Origin of the sequence: Streptomyces pseudovenezuelae (assembly GCF_001513955.1) — a bacterium.
In the GTDB taxonomy this organism is placed as follows: Bacteria; Actinomycetota; Actinomycetes; order Streptomycetales; family Streptomycetaceae; genus Streptomyces; species Streptomyces pseudovenezuelae.
The window spans coordinates 388,679-406,209 of the sequence record NZ_KQ948147.1 but is presented as its reverse complement, the minus strand read 5'-3'; the positions used below and the strand labels follow the sequence as shown (position 1 = coordinate 406,209).

Below are 17,531 nucleotides of genomic sequence, written 5' to 3'. Positions count from 1 at the left end.
TGGAGGAGCGAGGGCATGGGCAGAGTCCTGGTGACCGGTGGCAGCGGTTTCGTGGGCAGTCATCTGGTCAGGCGGCTGCTGGAGCGGGGCTACGAGGTGCACACCACCGTGCGCAGTCTCGGCAACGCGGCCAAGGTGCGCCCGCTGCGGGACCTGCAGGGCGAATTCCCCGGCGCACTCACGCTGTTCGAGGCGGACCTCCTCGCAGAGGGTTCCTTCGACGAGGCAATGGCGGGCTGCCGCGTGGTCTTCCATGTGGCCTCACCGTTCTTCATGCCGGAGAAGATCAAGGACGGCCGGAAGGACATGGTCGACCCGGCCCTGACCGGCACCCGCAACGTGGTGGCCGGCATCGAGCGGACGCCGGCCGTGGAGCGGCTCGTGCTCACCTCCACGGTGGGTGCGATCTTCGGCGACTACTCCGACGTGCGGGACATGGACGGGCAGGTCCTGTCGGAGCGGTACTTCAACACCAGCAGCACGGTGGAGAACAATCCGTACCACTACGCCAAGACGGTCGCCGAGCGCGCGGCCTGGGACGCGGAGGCCGCACAGGACCGCTGGCGCATGGTGGCCGTGAACCCCGGCCTGATCCTCGGCCCTTCGCTCACCCCCGCCTCCGAGTCCGGCAGCCTCTTCCTCCTGGAGGAGCTCTTCAAGGGCTACTTCTTCTACGGCGCCCCGGACTTCAGCTTCACCACGGTCGACGTCCGTGACGTGGCCGACGCGCACATCGCGGCGGCGGAGAAGCCCGACGCGAAGGGCCGTTACATCCTGGCGGCGCAGACGATGACGTCGTTCCACGAGATGTCCCGCATCATCCGTACCCGTCACCCCCGCGGCCTGCGCATCCCCCGCACCGCGCTCCCCCACTGGCCGGTGCGCGTACTGGGCCCCGCCTTCGGACTCACCCAGGAGTACATCCGGCGGCACCTCGGCATCCGCTTCCGCGTGGACAACAGCCGCAGCGTGAACGAACTGGGCCTCGTCTACCGCCCGGTCGAGGAGACGGTCCTCGACCACTACGAGGCATGGCGCGCACAGCAGGCCACACGCTGATCCTCCCCGCGAGGAGAGGCCCGTACGCGACGAAGGTCACAGTTACATCTCACGCTTTTCACACTTCAATCTTCACGTGAGCCTCACAAGTTGGCTAAGTTGACGGCGAACAGCACGACGGAAGGGGCATGACTTTCATGGCGCCGGATCGCATTTCGCGCAATGGAGGGTCCAGCCTCCCGGCCAAGCGCAACTCCGCCCTCGCCACGGCCGCTCTGGCCTCCGCGGCCCTCCTCTCGCAGGCCGGGAGCGCCGCGGCCGACGAGGCGCCGAGCCCTGACGAGGTGAGCCGACGGGTCACCAACCTCTACGACCGGGCCGAGAACGACTCCGGCACCTACAACGCCACCCGCGCCGCCGCGACCGCGTCGAGCACCCGCGGCCGGACCGGTTCGTCGCCGACCGGCGGTGGGAGCAGGGCGAACAGCGATCCCGCCCTCGATGACATCGCCAAGCAGTGGTACGGCATGGCCCGCGCGAAGGTGGGGCCCATGGTCGAGGCGGTCCTGCCCTCCGACCGTGTCGCCGCCCGCCGCGCCGAGCCACGGCGCCCGCGGCCGGCGGAGGCTCCCACGGCACGCGAACCGAAGCCGGCCGCCGAACGCCCCGAGCTGAGCGCCCGGCCGATGCTCGCCCTGCCGAGCGCCCCGGAGCCGGCCCCGGCCGCCCGCACGGCCGCGCCGGCCCAGTCGCCCTCATGGGCCCCGGAAGCTGCCCCGCGGGACCTCACCGGCACCGGCGAAATCCCCACCGTGGGCACCGCGCACCTGGTCACCGGGGTCCCGGAGTACACCCCGTACCCCGCTCAGTCCGTCACCGGGGTGCCGGAGTACGCACCCCAACCCGCCCCCACTGCGGCCGAGTACACCCAGCAGTCCACCGGTACCGCGTTCCCGGCGTACGGAGCGCAGGCCGCCGGCGGCTTCCCGGACCATACCGCGTACCCCGCCACCGGCTTGCCCGAGTACAGCCCGCAGGCCGGCACCGCGGTCCCGGAGTACGCACCGCAACTCCTCACCGGTGTGCCCGAGTACGCGCCGCAACCCGGCTCGGCCTTCCCCGACCACACCGGGCAACCGGGCACCGCCCTGTACGAGTACCCCGCGGCGACCACCACCGGCTTCGCGGACTACGGCGGGCAACTCGGCACCGGACAACCGGAGTACGCCGCGCCGGTCACCACGGGCTTCCCCGAGTACTCCGCCCTCACCGCCCCCCTCGCGACGATCGCCCCCCTGCCGTTCGCGACCCAGGGCATCCCGGCCATCCCGGCCCCCCGCTCCCCCGAGCCGGACCCGCAGGCACCCCAGTCGGCCCCGGCCCCTGTCGCCGCGCCCCTGACCCTGGCACCGGCTCCCGCCCTCCCCGGCACCGACCCGGACCTCCCCACCCCCGACCCCGGTTACGACTCCAAGGTCATCCAGGTGCTCGCCTTCGCCCGTTCCCAGATCGGCAAGCCGTGTGTCTGGGGCGCGGCGGGCCCGGGGTCGTACGACAACTCCGGCCTCACCCAGGCCGCCTGGAAGGTCGCCGGCGTCTCCCTCCCCCGCACCAGCGTCGGCCAGGCGAGCACCGGCACGGCGGTACCGCTGTACGCGATGCAGCCCGGTGACCTGGTCTTCTTCCATGACGACTTCAGTCACGTGGGCCTGTGCACCGGCAACGGCATGATGATCCACGCGCCGGGCCCGGGAGCCTCCATCCGCGAGGAGTCGATCTACCCGACCGGCGAGTCGATCATCCGCGGCGCGATACGGCCCGCCTGAACCGTCTCCCGTCGCTCGCCGCACCACCACCGCCGCACGCGTACGCGGCACGGCACTCCCTGCACGCACGCCTCTGGACGCTTCCCGAACACCTCGCCTAGGGTTCCGGAGAAAGCGCTTTCTGGCCTGCCCATGCCAACCAGGGGGAGCGTCTCGTGCCGCACCAGCAGTGGACCCGCAAGTCCTTCCTCCGGGGAATGGCCGCCGTCGGCGCGGCCCCCCTCCTGCCCGGTCTGATCCCGGCGAGCGCCCACGCGGCCTCCTCGGGCCGTCCCGACTTCCCGCTCGCGACGGGAGGCACGGCCGTCGGCGTCTTCGTGGACGCGGCGGACGACCCCGCCGTCGTCCGCGCCGCGGGCGACCTGCAGGCGGACGTCGAAAGGGTCTGCGGGACCAGACCCGACCTGCTGCGCGCCCTGCCCCGAAGCGCCTCCCTGCTCGTCCTCGTGGGCACCCTCGGCGCGAGCCCCGCCATCGACCGCCTCGCCGCGCAGGGCCGCCTCGACGTCTCCCGGGTGGAGGGCCGCTGGGAGGCGTCCGTGACCCAGGTCGTCGAGCGCCCCCTGCCCGGCGTCGACCGTGCCCTGGTCATCGCGGACAGCGACCGGCGCGGAACCGTCTACGGCGTCTACGACACCTCGGAGCGCATCGGCGTCTCCCCCTGGTACTGGTGGGCCGACGTCCCCGTCGTGCACCGGGACACGGTGACCGTCCCCGCGGGCCCCTTCGTCCGCCACGAACCCTCGGTCCGCTACCGGGGTGTCTTCATCAACGACGAGCAGAACCTGACCACTTGGTCCCACCGCACCCAGGAGACCGACAAGAACATCGGCCCCGAGACGTACAAACGGGTCTTCGAGCTGCTGCTGCGTCTGAAGGCCAACTACCTGTGGCCCGCGATGCATCCGTACTCCGACTTCTTCAACAAGTACCGGGAGAACCCCGAACTCGCCGACCGCTACGGCATCGTCGTCGGCTCCAGCCACCCCGAGGCCCTGCTGCGCAACGGTGTCCACGAGTGGGAGCCGTGGATCGCGGAGCACCCGAACCCCGACGGCAGCGCGCCGGTGTACGACTACACGGTCAACCCCGCCGTCGTCTCCGACTACTGGAGAGCACGGGCGCGGCAGAACGCCGCCTACGAGAGCAGCTGGACGCTCGGCATGCGCGGTCTGCACGACAGCGCGCTGGAGACCAGGTACGCGACCACGATCCCGGAGAAGGTCGCGGTGATGAACGACATCATCGCCGACCAGCGACGGATCCTCGCCGAGGAGGTCGGGGCCGCGGCCGAGCCGCAGATCTTCATCCCGTACAAGGAGGTCCTGGACCTGTACAACGCGGGCGTCCGGGTCCCCGAGGACGTCACGCTGATCTGGCCGGACGACAACCACGGCAACATGCGCCAGCTGCCCACCGAGGCGGAGCGGGCGCGGGCCGGCGGCAACGGGATCTACTACCACCTGTCCTACTGGGGCCGCCCGAAGAGCTATCTGTGGCTGGACACGACCCAGCCGGCCAAGGTGTGGCAGGAGCTCAGGCGGGTGTACGAGCACGGCGCCGACCGCATGTGGATCTTCAACGTCGGTGACCTCAAGTCGATCGAGACCGGCCTGTCCTTCGCGATGGACATGGCCTGGGACGTGGACCGGTGGCAGGCGGACGAGGTCGAGGGCTTCCTGGCTGACTGGGCGGAGAGGCAGTTCGGGCGGCGCCACGCCCGTGAGATCGCCGCGATCCGCACGGAGTACTACCGGCTCGCCGGAGAGCTGCGGCCGGAGTTCATCGCCGCGGGCCTGGTCTCCGTCGTCCACCACGGCGACGAGGCGGGGCGCCGGATGGCGGCGTACGACCACCTCCTCGCGCGGGTCCGGGCGGTGGGGGCCGAACTCCCCGACGCGTACCGGGACGCCTTCTACGAGCTGGTCGAATACCCGGTGCACGGCGCCTTCTTGATGAACCTGAAGTACTACTGGGCGGACCGCAACACGCTGGCCGCCCGGCAGGGCCGCGGGGCCGGCACCAACCGTTTCGCGGATCTCGCGCTGGCCGCGCACACGGCGGAGGCGGCGCTCACCAGCCGGTACAACGTGGAGGTGGCGGGCGGGAAGTGGGACGGGATCGTCAATCCGTATCCGTCCCAGATCCCGAAGGCACCGGGACGCCCGGCGGTCACCAGGGTGACCCGGCAGGAGACCTCCGGGCTCGGGGTGGCGGCCGAGGGGAACGAGACCGGGGCGGCCCGGCCGCTGTCGTTCTCCTCGTACACCCGCGACCGGCGCTTCGTCGATGTCTTCAACACCGGCTTCCTGCCCCTGGACTGGGCCGCCGAGGCCAGTCACCCCTGGGTGGTGCTCAGTGTCCCGGGAGGCTCGCTGACCGAGCAGCGGCGGGTGTGGGTGGAGATCGACTGGGAGCGCGCGCCCGAGGGGGCGCAGGAGGCCACGGTCGCCTTCACGGGCGCCGGACAGCGCCATGACGTGCCGCTACGGGTGGTCAACGGCCGTAGACGGGCGCGCGGCTTCGTGGAGGCCCACGGTTACGTGTCGATCGACGCGGCACACGCCGACCGGAGGGTGGCGCGCGGCGGCTCCCGCTGGCGGACCGTGCGCGGACTCGGGCGCCGTACGGGAGCCGTCGAGGCGGTTCCGTCCACGGCGGCTCCGGTCACCGGTGACTTCGCCGCCCGGGCACCGGAGTTGCGGTACCGGGTGCGGTTCAGCAGCACCGGCACCTTCCCCGTCACCGTCTTCCGGCTGCCCTCGCTGGACGAGCGCGGACAGCGACGGGTGGCCGTCGGGCTGGACGACCAGCTGGTGACGGTCCTGTCCGGGCAGGCCGTCGCGACCGGCAACCGCGGGGACGCCTGGGCCCGTCAGGTGGAGGACGGCGTCGAGCGGCTGACCGCCACCGTGAGGGTCGCCGAGGCCGGGGAGCACGTGCTGAGGATCTTCATGGTCGATCCGGCGATCGCCGTGGACCAGATCGTGATCGACACGGGCGGGCTGCCCGCCACGTATCTCGCACCACCGGAGAGCTGTCACCCGGTGTTCAATCCGGAGCCCTCGCCCGGCCCGGTTCTGGAGGCGCCGGACCAGTAGGGCCGGGGCTTCGTGCGGGCCGCCGGTCCCCCGTGCCGGCGGCCCGCACGCGTCGCGGCCGGCGCTGCCCGTCCCCGCGGGGAGACAGACGTGTCGGACGGGCCGCCCTCCCCCACTGCGGCCCGCCGGAGCTTCGATGTGCTGGAGTACATCCGAGAACGTCGATGGTGCTCGGATGAAGTGTGGGTCAGCGAGGTACGGGGCCGGTATGGGTACAACTGCGTATGAGCGGATGCTGTCGGTCGCCGTGGCCGCGCTCCACGAACGCGCGCCTGAGCGGCTGTGGCCCCTGCTCGCGGCCGAACTGCCCGTGCTGTGCGGCGGTGACGCCCTGATCTACAAGCTGGACGACTGGAACGAGCGCGAGGGCACGCTGGGCCTGTCCCCCGGAGCCGACGTGGAGTTCACCTCGATCGGCGACGAGGAGACGGGGCTGCTGCGCGCCGGCTACCCGTTGGCCGGGCACTACGCGGGCGGGCCGGACCGCACGCCGGTCACGGCCCGCCGGGTGGCCGGACGTTCCTGGTCGGGGAGCCCGACCGCGCGGCTCCTCGACGACCTCCTCGACGTCGACCACGTGCTGGGGATTCCGCTGCCGCAGTCCACCACCCCGGTCACCGGGTGCATGGTGTACCGCTCCGGGCGGGACTTCAGCGACGACGAGCTGGTTCTGGCCGAGCGCCTGCAGCCCCTGCTGGCCGCCGTGGAGCAGCAACGGCAGCTCCTGCGGCGGCTCGGCACCCCGTCCGAGGAGGCGGCCGGCCTGGCGCTCACGCCCCGGGAGACGACCGTGCTGCTCCTGCTCGGCGACGCCCTGACCGCCGTGTCGATAGGCCGCAGACTCGGGATATCCGAGCGGACGGTCCACAAGCACATCGCGAACATCTACCGCAAGCTCGGCACGCACGACCGCGTCAGCACGGTGCTGCACGCCCAGCGGCTCGGCCTCGTCCCTACGGCGTCGGCGGCCCGCCCTTGAGGCGTTCCAGGTCGGAGGGGCGGACCTGGATGACCACGACGGCGATGAGGGCGGCGAGCACCGCGAAGACCGCGGCCACGACGAAGGCGGCCGAGATGCCGGCGGTGAGGACCTCGTCGCCCCAGGAGCCCGGGAGTTCACCGGTGCGGGCGAAGAGGCCGCGCTCGGCCGGGGTGGCCTGGGCGAGGAAGTCGGGCACCTGCTTCTCCGCCTCGTTGGCGCTGGCCGTGCCGAACGTGGTGACCAGGATGGACAGCCCGAGCGAACCGCCCACCTGCTGAGTGGCGTTGAGGAGGCCGGAGGCCGCGCCGGTCTCCTCGGAGGGCACGTTGGAGAGCGCCATCAGGGTCAGCGACACGAACTCCATGCCCATGCCGAGGCTGAAGACGAGCATCGGCCCGAGGACGCTGCCCGCGTAGGTGGAGTGGACGTCGGTCAGGGTCAGCCAGGCCAGCCCCGTCGCCGCCAGGATCGCTCCGCCCACCATGAAGGGCTTGGGCCCGTAGACCGGCAGGAACCGCGAGGCGAGACCGGCGCCGACGGCGATGACCGCGCTGACCGGCAGGAACGCGAACCCGGTCGCCAGGGGGCTGAAGCCCAGGACGTTCTGCGTGAAGAGGGTCAGGAAGAAGAACATGCCGAAGATCGCGGCCGCGAGGCACAGCATGATGCCGTACGTGCCCGCGCGGTTGCGGTCGGCGAACATGTGCAGCGGGGTGATCGGCTGCCGGGACCGCTTCTCGATCAGCACGAACAGCACGAGGAGGACGACCGCGGCGGCGAACGAGGCCAGCGTGAACGGGTCCCGCCAGCCTTCCTGGGCGGCCCGGATGAAGCCGTACACCAGCAGCACCATGCCCGCGGTGGCGGTCAGCGCACCGGTGATGTCGAAGTTGCCGGGATGCCGCTCGGACTCGCGGATCCAGCGGGGCGTGGCGAGGGCGATGAGCAGTCCGATGGGGACGTTGACGAACAGCACCCACCGCCAGTTCAGCCACTCGACGAGGACTCCGCCGGCCAGCAGCCCGATCGCGCCGCCGCCCGCCGAGACCGCGGCGAAGACGCCGAAGGCCCGGTTGCGTTCGGGGCCTTCGCGGAAGGTCGTACTGACCAGGGAGAGCGCGGTCGGGGAGGCGATGGCGCCGCCGACGCCCTGGAGGGCGCGTGCGGCGAGGAGTTGGCCCTCGTTCTGGGCGAGCCCGCCGAGCAGTGAGGCGAGCACGAACAGCAGCACGCCGCAGACGAACATGCGGCGTCGGCCGAGGATGTCGCCGGTCCTGCCGCCGAGCAGCAGCAGCCCGCCGAAGGTGAGGGTGTACGCGTTGACCACCCAGGCCAGGCTGGTGGTGGAGAAGTCCAGGGAGCGCTGGATGTCCGGGAGCGCGATGTTCACGATGGTGATGTCGAGCACCACCATGAGCTGGCAGGACGCGATGACCAGCAGTGCCATGGCGTTTCCGCCCCCGCCGGAGTCCGGTGGGGTGGTCCGTGATGCAGAACTCGCCTGCGGGTCGGTGCTCATGGTCTCCGTACGACGGTACGCCCGAGCCCTGGCCCTCACCACTGGAGGACGTGACACCCCCATGCCGCCAGGGACACGAACAGACCGGAGTCGGTCAGTTCGTCTCCGTCACGGTCGTACACCGCCCCGGTGAGCAGGTCGGTCGCACGGCACACGCGGCCCCTGAGGTCGTCCCACGGCAGCGGCAGCCTCGCGCCGGCCGGGCCGTCCGAGTGGTTCACGACGACCAGGTGGCGGGCGTCGGAGTGGGTCCAGGTCCAGGCGAGAAGGTGGTGATGGGTGTGGTCGTCCGGCAGGCCCGCCGGGGTCAGCGGCCGCCAGTCCCCCCGGCGTACGGAGGCGGCGGCGGGCAGCAGACGCTCGTAGAAGTCGCGCAGCGGCTCGTCGACCGGCTCCTCGGGACGGCGCGTCAGGAACACGGGCGGGCGTACCCGCCGTCCCTCGAACTGGCCCTCGTGCCAGAGCGTGGCGCCGGGCAGGGTCGCGACGGCCACGGCCGCCGCCCGTCCCCGGTCGCCGGGCAGGGTGGCGGCGGCCCGCGGTTCGTCGTGGTTCTCCAGGAAGCGGACCGGCGCACGCTGGTGGGCGGGGTCGCCGCCCAGGTGGGCACGGACGGAATCGGCGTCCTCGTGCAGCAGGCGGTCGTAAAGGCGCTTGTCGTAGCAGTGGTCGAAGCCCTGCTGCTGGAGGGCCTGTTCGCGGTCCCAGTAGGCCTCGGCGACGAAGAGGAGGCCGGGGTGGCGGGCTCTGACGCGCGGGATGACGTACGCCCAGAAGTCCTCGGCGGGTGGCGTGCCCGCCCGCTCTCCCCAGATTCTCTCGACGATGTCGTTCATCAGCAGCATCGCCATGTCGCAGCGCACGCCGTCGGCCTGGTCGCCGATCGACACGAGGGTCGCGACGGTCGCCTCGCGCAGTGCTTCGCTGAAGGCGTTCAGCTGCACGACGTCGGGCCAGGGCGGGAAGTACGGGTCGCGGCCGCGGGCGTAGATCCCCGCCCCGGCCTCGATGAAGTCGGCCGGAGCGCGGGCCAGGTCGTCGGCGGTGCCCCGGACGAGCCGGTCGGGGTGCGCGGTGAGCCAGGGGTGGTCGGGAGCCACGTGGTTGGGCACATGGTCGAGGATCAGCCGCAGTCCGCGGGCCCGCAGTTGGGCGCGGGCGGCGGCCAGTCCGTCCGGACCGCCGAGGCGGGCGTCCACGACGTAGTCGCGTACGCAGTACGGCGATCCGGCGATGTCCGCCCCGGTGACGTCGGGCAGGGCCTCGCGGAAGGAGGCCCTGAGCCCCGGGTCGCGCAGGGCGATCTCCCGGCCGGCCGGGCTGCGTTGCCACACGCCCATCAGCCACACGGTGTCGACCCCGGGCAGCGCGACGGAGTCCCAGGCCTCGCCGGGCACGTCGCCGAGCGTGACGGGGCGGCCGTGGCGGTGGCTCAGATCGCCCAGCCAGACGAGGGTGTTGATCTCGTACAGCACTGTCATGACAAGGGCTCCTGCCTGCCACCGCCCGACCGCGTTCCGGCTCAGGCGATCTCGACCAGCAGGTCACCGCCCTCCACCTGCTGGATCCTGTTGATGGCGAGGCGGGAGACCCGGCCGGCCTTCGCGGCGGTGATCGAGGCCTCCATCTTCATGGCCTCGATGGTGGCGACGGTGGCCCCGGCCGCCACCTCGTCGCCCTCGGAGACCGAGAGCGTGACCACTCCTGCGAACGGGGCGGCGACATGGCCGGTGTCGGACCGGTCGGCCTTCTCGGTGGCCGGGATGTCCGAGGAGACGGCGGCGTCCCGGATCTGGATGGGCCGCAGCTGGCCGTTGAGCGTGGACATCACCGTGCGCATGCCCCGCTCGTCGGCCTCGCCGATGGCCTCCAGCGCGATGAGGAGCCGGACGCCGGGTTCGAGGTCGACGGCGTACTCCTTGCCCGGGCGAAGGCCGTAGAAGAAGTCCTTGCTGTCCAGGAGGCTGGTGTCGCCGTAGGACTGGCGGTGGGTCTCGAACTCGCGGGTCGGGGCCGGGAACAGGAGCCGGTTGAGGGTCGAGCGGCGGTCCTTCTCCAGGCCGGTGCGGTCCTCCGCGTTCAGTTCCTGGACGGGCTTGGCGTCGGCGCGGCCCTGCAGCGCCTTGCTGCGGAAGGGCTCGGGCCAGCCGCCGGGCGGGGTGCCGAGCTCGCCGCGCAGGAAGCCGATCACCGAGTCCGGGATGTCGAAGCGGTCCGGGGTCTCCTCGAACTCCTTCGGCGTCACCCCGGCCCCGACCAGGTGGAGGGCGAGGTCGCCGACCACCTTGGAGGAGGGGGTGACCTTCACCAGGTGGCCGAGAATGCGGTCGGCGGCGGCGTACATCGCCTCGATGTCCTCGAAGCGGTCGCCGAGGCCGAGCGCGACGGCCTGGGTGCGCAGGTTGGAGAGCTGCCCGCCGGGGATCTCGTGGTCGTAGACGCGGCCGGTCGGGGAGGCGAGGCCCGCCTCGAAGGGGGCGTAGATCTTGCGGACGCTCTCCCAGTACGGCTCCAGGTCGCCGACGGCCCTGAGGTCGAGTCCGGTCGGCCGGTCGGAGTGGTCGGTCGCGGCGACGATCGCGGAGAGGGAGGGCTGGGAGGTCGTACCGGCCATGGAGGCGACGGCCCCGTCCACGGCGTCGGCGCCCGCCTGGATCGCGGCCAGGTAGGTGGCGAGCTGGCCGCCCGCCGTGTCGTGAGTGTGGATGTGCACCGGCAGGTCGAACTCGCGGCGCAGCGCCGAGACGAGCTTCGCGGCGGCGGGGGCGCGCAGCAGGCCCGCCATGTCCTTCACGGCCAGGACGTGGGCGCCCGCGTCCACGATCTGCTCGGCGAGACGCAGGTAGTAGTCGAGCGTGTACAGGCGTTCGTTCGGGTCGGAGAGGTCCGAGGTGTAGCACAGGGCCACCTCGGCGATCGAGGTGCCGGTGGCGCGTACGGCCTCGATGGCGGGGCGCATCTGGCTGACGTCGTTGAGGGCGTCGAAGATGCGGAAGATGTCGATGCCGGTCTCGGCGGCCTCCTGCACGAAGGCGTCGGTGACCTCGGTCGGGTACGGGGTGTAGCCGACGGTGTTGCGGCCGCGCAGCAGCATCTGCAGGCAGATGTTGGGGACGGCCTCGCGCAGGGCGGCCAGCCGCTCCCAGGGGTCCTCGGCGAGGAAGCGCAGGGCCACGTCATAGGTGGCGCCGCCCCAGCACTCCAGGGACAGGAGCTCGGGCAGGGTGCGGGCGACGGCCGGGGCGACGGCCAGCATGTCCTTGGTCCGCACGCGCGTGGCCAGCAGTGACTGGTGGGCGTCGCGGAAGGTGGTGTCGGTGACGCCGATGGTCGGCGACTCGCGCAGCCGGCGGGCGAAGCCCTCGGGGCCGAGTTCGGTGAGCTGCTGCCTGGAACCGGCGGGCGGCTCCGTCGCGGTGTCCACCTGGGGCAGCTTGGAGACGGGGTCGATCAGGTCGGGCCGCTCGCCGTGCGGCTTGTTGACCGTCACGTCGGCGAGGTAGGTGAGCAACTTCGTGCCACGGTCCGCGGAGTGACGTGCCGTCAGCAGATGCGGGCGCTGCTCGATGAACGACGTGGTGACGTTGCCCGCCTGGAAGTCCGGGTCGTCGAGCACGGCCTGGAGGAACGGGATGTTGGTGGCCACCCCGCGGATGCGGAACTCGGCGACGGCACGCCGGGCCCGGTTGACGGCGGTGGTGAAGTCCCGGCCCCGGCAGCTGAGCTTGACCAGCATCGAGTCGAAGTGGGCGCTGATCTCCGTACCGGCGTGGGTGGTGCCGCCGTCGAGCCGGATGCCGGAACCGCCGGGCGAGCGGTAGGCGCTGATGCGGCCGGTGTCGGGGCGGAAGCCGTTCGCGGGGTCCTCGGTGGTGATACGGCACTGGAGGGCGGCGCCGTGCAGCCGGATCGCCTCCTGGGACAGGCCGAGGTCGGCGAGGGTGGCGCCGGCGGCGATGCGCAGCTGGGCCTGGACGAGGTCGACGTCGGTGACCTCCTCGGTGACCGTGTGCTCGACCTGGATGCGCGGGTTCATCTCGATGAAGACGTGGTTGCCGTCGCGGTCGAGGAGGAACTCCACGGTGCCCGCGTTGCGGTAGCCGATCTCGCGGGCGAAGCGGACGGCGTCGGCGCAGATGCGGTCGCGCAGCTCCGGGTCGAGGTTGGGCGCGGGGGCGAGCTCGATCACCTTCTGGTGGCGGCGCTGCACCGAGCAGTCACGCTCGTAGAGGTGGATGACGTTGCCCTCGCCGTCGGCGAGGATCTGCACCTCGATGTGGCGGGGCTCGACGACGGCCTTCTCCAGGAAGACGGTGGAGTCACCGAAGGCGGACGCCGCCTCGCGCGCGGCCGCCTCGATGGACTCCCGCAGCTGGGCGGGGTCCTCGACCCGGCGCATACCGCGCCCGCCACCGCCCGCGACGGCCTTCACGAACACCGGGAAACCGACGTCGTCGGCGGCCCGGACCAGTTCGTCCACGTCGTCGGAAGGGGCCGAGGAGCCCAGCACCGGCACGCCCGCGGCGCGGGCCGCGGCGACCGCGCGGGCCTTGTTGCCGGTCAGTTCGAGGATGTCGGCGCTGGGGCCGACGAAGGTGATGCCCGCTTCCTCGCACGCGCGCGCGAGCTCGGGGTTCTCGGAGAGGAAGCCGTAGCCGGGGTAGACGGCGTCGGCGCCGGCCTGGCGGGCGGCGCGGATGATCTCCTCGACGGAGAGATAGGCCCGCACGGGATGGCCCGGTTCGCCGATCTCGTAGGCCTCGTCGGCTTTGAGTCGGTGCAGTGAGTTGCGGTCCTCGTGGGGGAAGACGGCGACCGTCCTCGCGCCCACCTCGTAGCCCGCGCGAAACGCTCGGATCGCGATCTCACCACGGTTGGCGACCAGTACCTTGCGGAGCATTCCCGTTCCCTTCGGCCTGCCGGTGACGCCCCCATGTTCTCGGCAAAGGCGGTCGGTGGCCATGAGAGTCAGGTCACGTGTCGCGGACGGTTTGGGGGTGATCTGCGCAGGTACAGCGGTTGTACGACCTCCTGCGGGCAGCTCCGGTCACTCCACCGTCCCGGTGAAGGGCGTCACCGGCCGTTCCAGGCGCTCCCCGTCCACGGTGATGTCGACGACTTCGTTGAAGAACGCGAGCAGCCCCTTGACGACGGCCACCGCGGGGAGCGGACCGGGGTAGCTCCAGACGATGTTCGCGTGTCCACCCGTCGACCAGTACTCGGCAGTGCCCTTGTAGGGGCAGTCGGTGTGGTGGTCGGTGGCTTCGAGCAGATCGAGACGGACGTCCTCGCGCGGGATGTAGTACCGCGTGGGCAGACCTGTCTCGAAGAGCAGGACGGGCCGGCGGGTGTCGGCGACGAGCATCCCGTCGATCTCCACCTGGACATGGCGGCTGCTGGGCATGGCGTCGACGCGTTTGTGCGGGTCACGGGGGTGGACGAAGATCTCTTCCTCCTCCTCGTACCAGTGGTCGAGGCCGGTGCCCCAGCGCCGGAACCACGCGAAGGCGATGTGGTCGGCGAGGTCGGCCGCCGGGAAGGTCCAGGCGGCGTTCTCGACGAGCTCGCCGTCGGCCTCCAGGTCGTAGAAGACCTGCGATCCGGTGTGGGTGCCGGTCGCCGGGTTCTTCGCGGGGCGCAGCAGGTCCTCGCGGACGTCGGCGCGCGGGAAGGCGTACAGCGGGACGGGGACGTCCGGCTCCCAGACGAGAACGGGGTGCCGGCTGTCGACGACGGTGACGTCTCCCTTGCGGCCGCGCACCCAGCGTTCGCTGGGCTCCCACAGCAGGCCTTCGGGGGTGGTCCGTACGTCTCGCGCGGTGGGGAACGTGGTCATGAGCGGTTCTCCCTTCACCTCTTCGGGAAGCTACCTCTTCGGGAAGCTCACCCCTTGAGGAAGTCTGTCAGTCCCGTCAGGAGACGGTCGACGTCCTCCAGGTCGTTGTAGGGGGCGAGGCCGACGCGCAGGCCGCCGGAGTCGCCGAGGCCGAGGTGGCGGGAGGCCTCGACGGCGTAGAAGGAGCCGGCCGGGGCCTGCACGCCACGCTCGGCGAGGAACGCGTACGCGTCGGCCGTGCTGTGGCGCTCGAAGGTCAGCAGGACGGTCGGGGTGCGGTCGGCGGCCCGGGAGTGGACGGTGACACCGTCGAGCGCGGCCAGCCCCTCGTCGATCCGGGCGCGCAGGACGTGTTCGTGGGCTTCGAGGGCGGCGAACCCGGCGGCCAGCCGTTCGCGCCGGCTGCCGGTGGCCGTCGCGTCCAGCCGCTCGGCGAGGAAGTCGACCGCCGCCGCTGTGCCGGCGAGGAACTCGTAGGGCAGCGTGCCCAGTTCGAAGCGTTCCGGGACGGCGTCGGTGGAGGGCAGGAGCTTGTCCGGGCGCAGGGTCTCCAGCAACTCCGGCCGGGCGGCGAGGACTCCGTGGTGCGGGCCGAGGAACTTGTACGGGGAGCACACGAAGAAGTCCGCGCCGAGTGCCTCCAGGTCCACGAGGGAGTGGGCGGCGTGGTGGACGCCGTCCACGTACACGAGTGCGCCGGCCTCGTGGGCCGCCCGGGCGATCGCGGGGATGTCGGGGCGCGTGCCGATCAGGTTGGAGGCGGCCGTGACGGCGACGAGCCGGGTCCGCCCGGACAGCACGGCCCGGATCGCGTCGACCGTCAACTCCCCTGTCCCCGGATCGAATTCGGCCCACCGCACGGTGGCGCCCGACTGGATCCAGGGGCGGATGTTGGCGTCGTGGTCGAGGCGGGTGACGACCACCTCGTCGCCGGGCGACCACGTCCGGGCGAGGGTGCGCGAGAAATCGTAGGTGAGTTGGGTGGCGCTGCGGCCGAAGACGATCCCCGCCGGGTCCGCCGCCAGCAGGTCGGCCATGGCCCGGCGGGCCCCGCTGACGATCCCCTCGGCGTTGCGCTCCCCCAGCGTGATCCGTCCCCGGTTCGACAGGGGCTGGGCCAGGGCGTCGGCGACGGCCCGGATGACGGGTTCGGGGGTCTGGGTGCCGCCGGGGCCGTCGAAGTGGGCGGTGCCGGCGGCCAGGGCCGGGAAGTGGGAGCGGAGGGCGGCGATGTCGTACGTCACGGGGGGGGCTCCTCGGTCCGGCCGGTTTGACGATGCGATCTCAGCGTGTCACGCCGCACGCGGGGCCTCACGGCGGGCCCGACCCGTCGGGGACGAGCGGCACGGGTCCGGACCAGCCCAGCGAGCGCGCGCCCACACGCCGGTCCAGCCGCTGACGACGTGATCCCAGCCCGTCACACCGCACCCAGGGCCGCCCACCGGGCCCGGCTCATGGCTGCCGGCCCGTCGGAGACAAGCCGCACGGGTCCGGGCGAGCCCAACGAAGCACGCGGTGCAAGACGCAGGGCCCCACAGCACACGGACTCCCCGCTGCAGCCGCCATCGACGTGCCCCCAGCGTCACCCGCCGATCCGGCGGGGACAACCCCACACGGGTCCGAGGAGCCCCGCACAGCGGTCCAGCCGCCGACGGCGTGGTCCCAGGCTGTCACCTCGTGGTCAGGGTCGCGCGGTGGGCCCGGTTCGTGGCCATCAGGGCGTCCAGGGAGTCGCGGGTGCGGATGAGGTCCGCGATGTGGGCGGAGAGCCGGTCGCGCTCCTCGGCCATCCGCAGCAGCGCGGCGTCGGACGTCTCCTCGCTGGGCGACTCGACGCATGGCAGGAGTTCGGCGATCGTGCGGCTGGAGAGTCCGGCCGCGTACATCCGCTGGAGGAAGACCACGCGCTCGACCGCGGTCTCCGTGTAGTGCCGCTGCCCGCTCGCGCTGCGCGTGCTGGTGAGCAGTCCCTGCTCCTCGTAGTAGCGCAGCGCCCGGACGCTGACCCCGGCCCGTGCCGACAACTCCCCGATGCGCACGTGTTCCTCCCTGACGGACTTGACCCTCACGTCGACGTCAGGTTTTAGCGTAACGGCGTGCCCGGGACCCGGGTACGACGGATCACGAAGGAGATGTGACGTGACGACGCTTTTCACCGGTTTCCGGCTCGGCGGACTCCAGCTGCCCAACCGGGTGGTCATGGCCCCGATGAGCCGGGTACGGGCCGCCGAGGGCGGGCTGGCGACTCCGTCGATGGCGCGCTACTACGCCCAGCGGGCCACGGCCGGTCTGATCGTCTCCGAGGGGGTGCAGCCAAGTCTGATCGGTCAGTCCAATCCGGGCACACCGGGGCTGCACACCGATGAGCAGGTGGCCTCGTGGCGCCAGGTGACCGAGGCCGTGCACACGAACGGGGGCCGGATCTTCGCGCAGATCATGCACGGCGGGCGGGTCTCGCACCCGGACACCAACGGCCTGCGGCCCGTGGGGCCCTCGGCCGTCCCGGCCACCGGCGAGGTGTTCACGCCCACCGGACCGCAGCCCGCGCCGGTTCCGCGGGCGCTGGACACGGCCGAGGTGCCCGAGCACGCCGCGTCGTACGCCGAGGCCGCGCGCCGCGCCGTCGACGCCGGGTTCGACGGGGTGGAACTGCACGGCGCCAACGGCTACCTGATCTCGCAGTTCCTCTCCTCCAACGCCAATCTGCGCACGGACCGTTACGGCGGCTCGGTGGCCGGCCGGATCCGGTTCGCCGTCGAGGCGGCCGCAGCGACCGTGGACGCGGTCGGCGCGGAGAGGACCGGGATACGGCTCTCACCGGGCGGCGGCTTCTGGGGAGTCGAGGAGTCGGACGTCCCCGAGCTGTACACCGCGCTGCTGACCGAGCTGTCCGGGCTCGGACTCGCCTACGTCCATCTGGAGGCCACCGCCCCCGAGGAGACGCTGCTCGCCCTGCGCCGGACCTGGCCGGGCGCGCTCGTCATGAACCCGGTGCTGCCGATGGGCGCCAAGCAGACCGGCCGCTCCGAGGCCGACCACTGGCTGGGGCTCGGCGCCGATCTCATCAGTTTCGGCCGCGCCTTCATCGCCAACCCCGACCTGGTCGAGCGGCTGCGCACCGACCTGCCGATCGCTCCCGCCGACGAGGCCACGTACTTCCAGGGCGGTGACGACGGCTATCTGACTTATCCCGCATACCAGTACACGGCATGACGTCCCGGTGGCGGGGACACCACGAATGGGTAACGGGGGTCAACCGTAGGCGATG

At 71.9% G+C, this 17,531-nt stretch carries 11 protein-coding genes; 5 read left to right on the top strand and 6 right to left on the bottom strand.

Features of this window, described 5'->3' with window-relative positions; translation table 11 throughout:
• Positions 1 to 15: 15 nt before the first annotated feature.
• The 4 genes from AQI94_RS18160 to AQI94_RS18145 all read left to right on the top strand — a co-directional run bounded on the left by AQI94_RS18160 (position 16) and on the right by AQI94_RS18145 (position 6,905).
• The gene (locus AQI94_RS18160) at positions 16 to 1,059 is read left to right on the top strand and encodes an NAD-dependent epimerase/dehydratase family protein (RefSeq protein ID WP_031051589.1); all 1,044 of its coding nucleotides are present in this window, start codon (positions 16 to 18) and stop codon (positions 1,057 to 1,059) included.
• Positions 1,060 to 1,187: 128 nt separating this feature from the next.
• A complete protein-coding gene (locus AQI94_RS18155) occupies positions 1,188 to 2,825 on the top strand; it encodes a C40 family peptidase (protein WP_062229817.1) in 1,638 nt (545 codons plus the stop codon).
• A 197-nt stretch (positions 2,826 to 3,022) separates the two neighbouring features.
• Positions 3,023 to 5,926 (top strand): glycosyl hydrolase 115 family protein, encoded by a 2,904-nt coding sequence (locus AQI94_RS18150; protein WP_037942123.1) that lies wholly within the window; start codon positions 3,023 to 3,025, stop codon positions 5,924 to 5,926.
• A 208-nt stretch (positions 5,927 to 6,134) separates the two neighbouring features.
• Positions 6,135 to 6,905 carry a response regulator transcription factor gene (locus AQI94_RS18145; protein WP_031043706.1) on the top strand — a complete coding sequence of 257 codons (771 nt, stop codon included), beginning with the start codon at positions 6,135 to 6,137 and terminating at the stop codon, positions 6,903 to 6,905.
• Here AQI94_RS18145 and AQI94_RS18140 read toward each other — a convergent pair.
• The 6 genes from AQI94_RS18140 to AQI94_RS18115 form a co-directional block, all read right to left on the bottom strand.
• Complete coding sequence (locus AQI94_RS18140) at positions 6,880 to 8,355, bottom strand: MFS transporter (protein WP_031043703.1); 1,476 nt, start codon at positions 8,353 to 8,355, stop codon at positions 6,880 to 6,882. The genes AQI94_RS18145 and AQI94_RS18140 overlap by 26 nt on opposite strands.
• 107 nt (positions 8,356 to 8,462) lie before the next feature.
• On the bottom strand, positions 8,463 to 9,908 hold the full coding sequence (locus tag AQI94_RS18135) for an alpha-amylase family protein (RefSeq protein WP_031043702.1): 1,446 nt from the start codon (positions 9,906 to 9,908) through the stop codon (positions 8,463 to 8,465).
• 41 nt (positions 9,909 to 9,949) lie between these two features.
• Positions 9,950 to 13,327, bottom strand: coding sequence for a pyruvate carboxylase (locus AQI94_RS18130; protein WP_031043701.1), 3,378 nt, complete (start codon positions 13,325 to 13,327; stop codon positions 9,950 to 9,952).
• A 147-nt stretch (positions 13,328 to 13,474) separates the two neighbouring features.
• Positions 13,475 to 14,263 carry a DUF427 domain-containing protein gene (locus AQI94_RS18125; RefSeq protein WP_031043700.1) on the bottom strand — a complete coding sequence of 263 codons (789 nt, stop codon included), beginning with the start codon at positions 14,261 to 14,263 and terminating at the stop codon, positions 13,475 to 13,477.
• 47 nt (positions 14,264 to 14,310) lie between these two features.
• Positions 14,311 to 15,507 carry a cysteine desulfurase-like protein gene (locus tag AQI94_RS18120; protein WP_031043699.1) on the bottom strand — a complete coding sequence of 399 codons (1,197 nt, stop codon included), beginning with the start codon at positions 15,505 to 15,507 and terminating at the stop codon, positions 14,311 to 14,313.
• 426 nt (positions 15,508 to 15,933) lie between these two features.
• The gene (locus tag AQI94_RS18115) at positions 15,934 to 16,302 is read right to left on the bottom strand and encodes a MerR family transcriptional regulator (protein WP_031043698.1); all 369 of its coding nucleotides are present in this window, start codon (positions 16,300 to 16,302) and stop codon (positions 15,934 to 15,936) included.
• Between the two features lie 100 nt (positions 16,303 to 16,402).
• Here AQI94_RS18115 and AQI94_RS18110 point away from each other — a divergent pair, with 100 nt between their 5' ends.
• On the top strand, positions 16,403 to 17,476 hold the full coding sequence (locus AQI94_RS18110; RefSeq protein WP_031043697.1) for an alkene reductase: 1,074 nt from the start codon (positions 16,403 to 16,405) through the stop codon (positions 17,474 to 17,476).
• Positions 17,477 to 17,531: the final 55 nt, after the last annotated feature.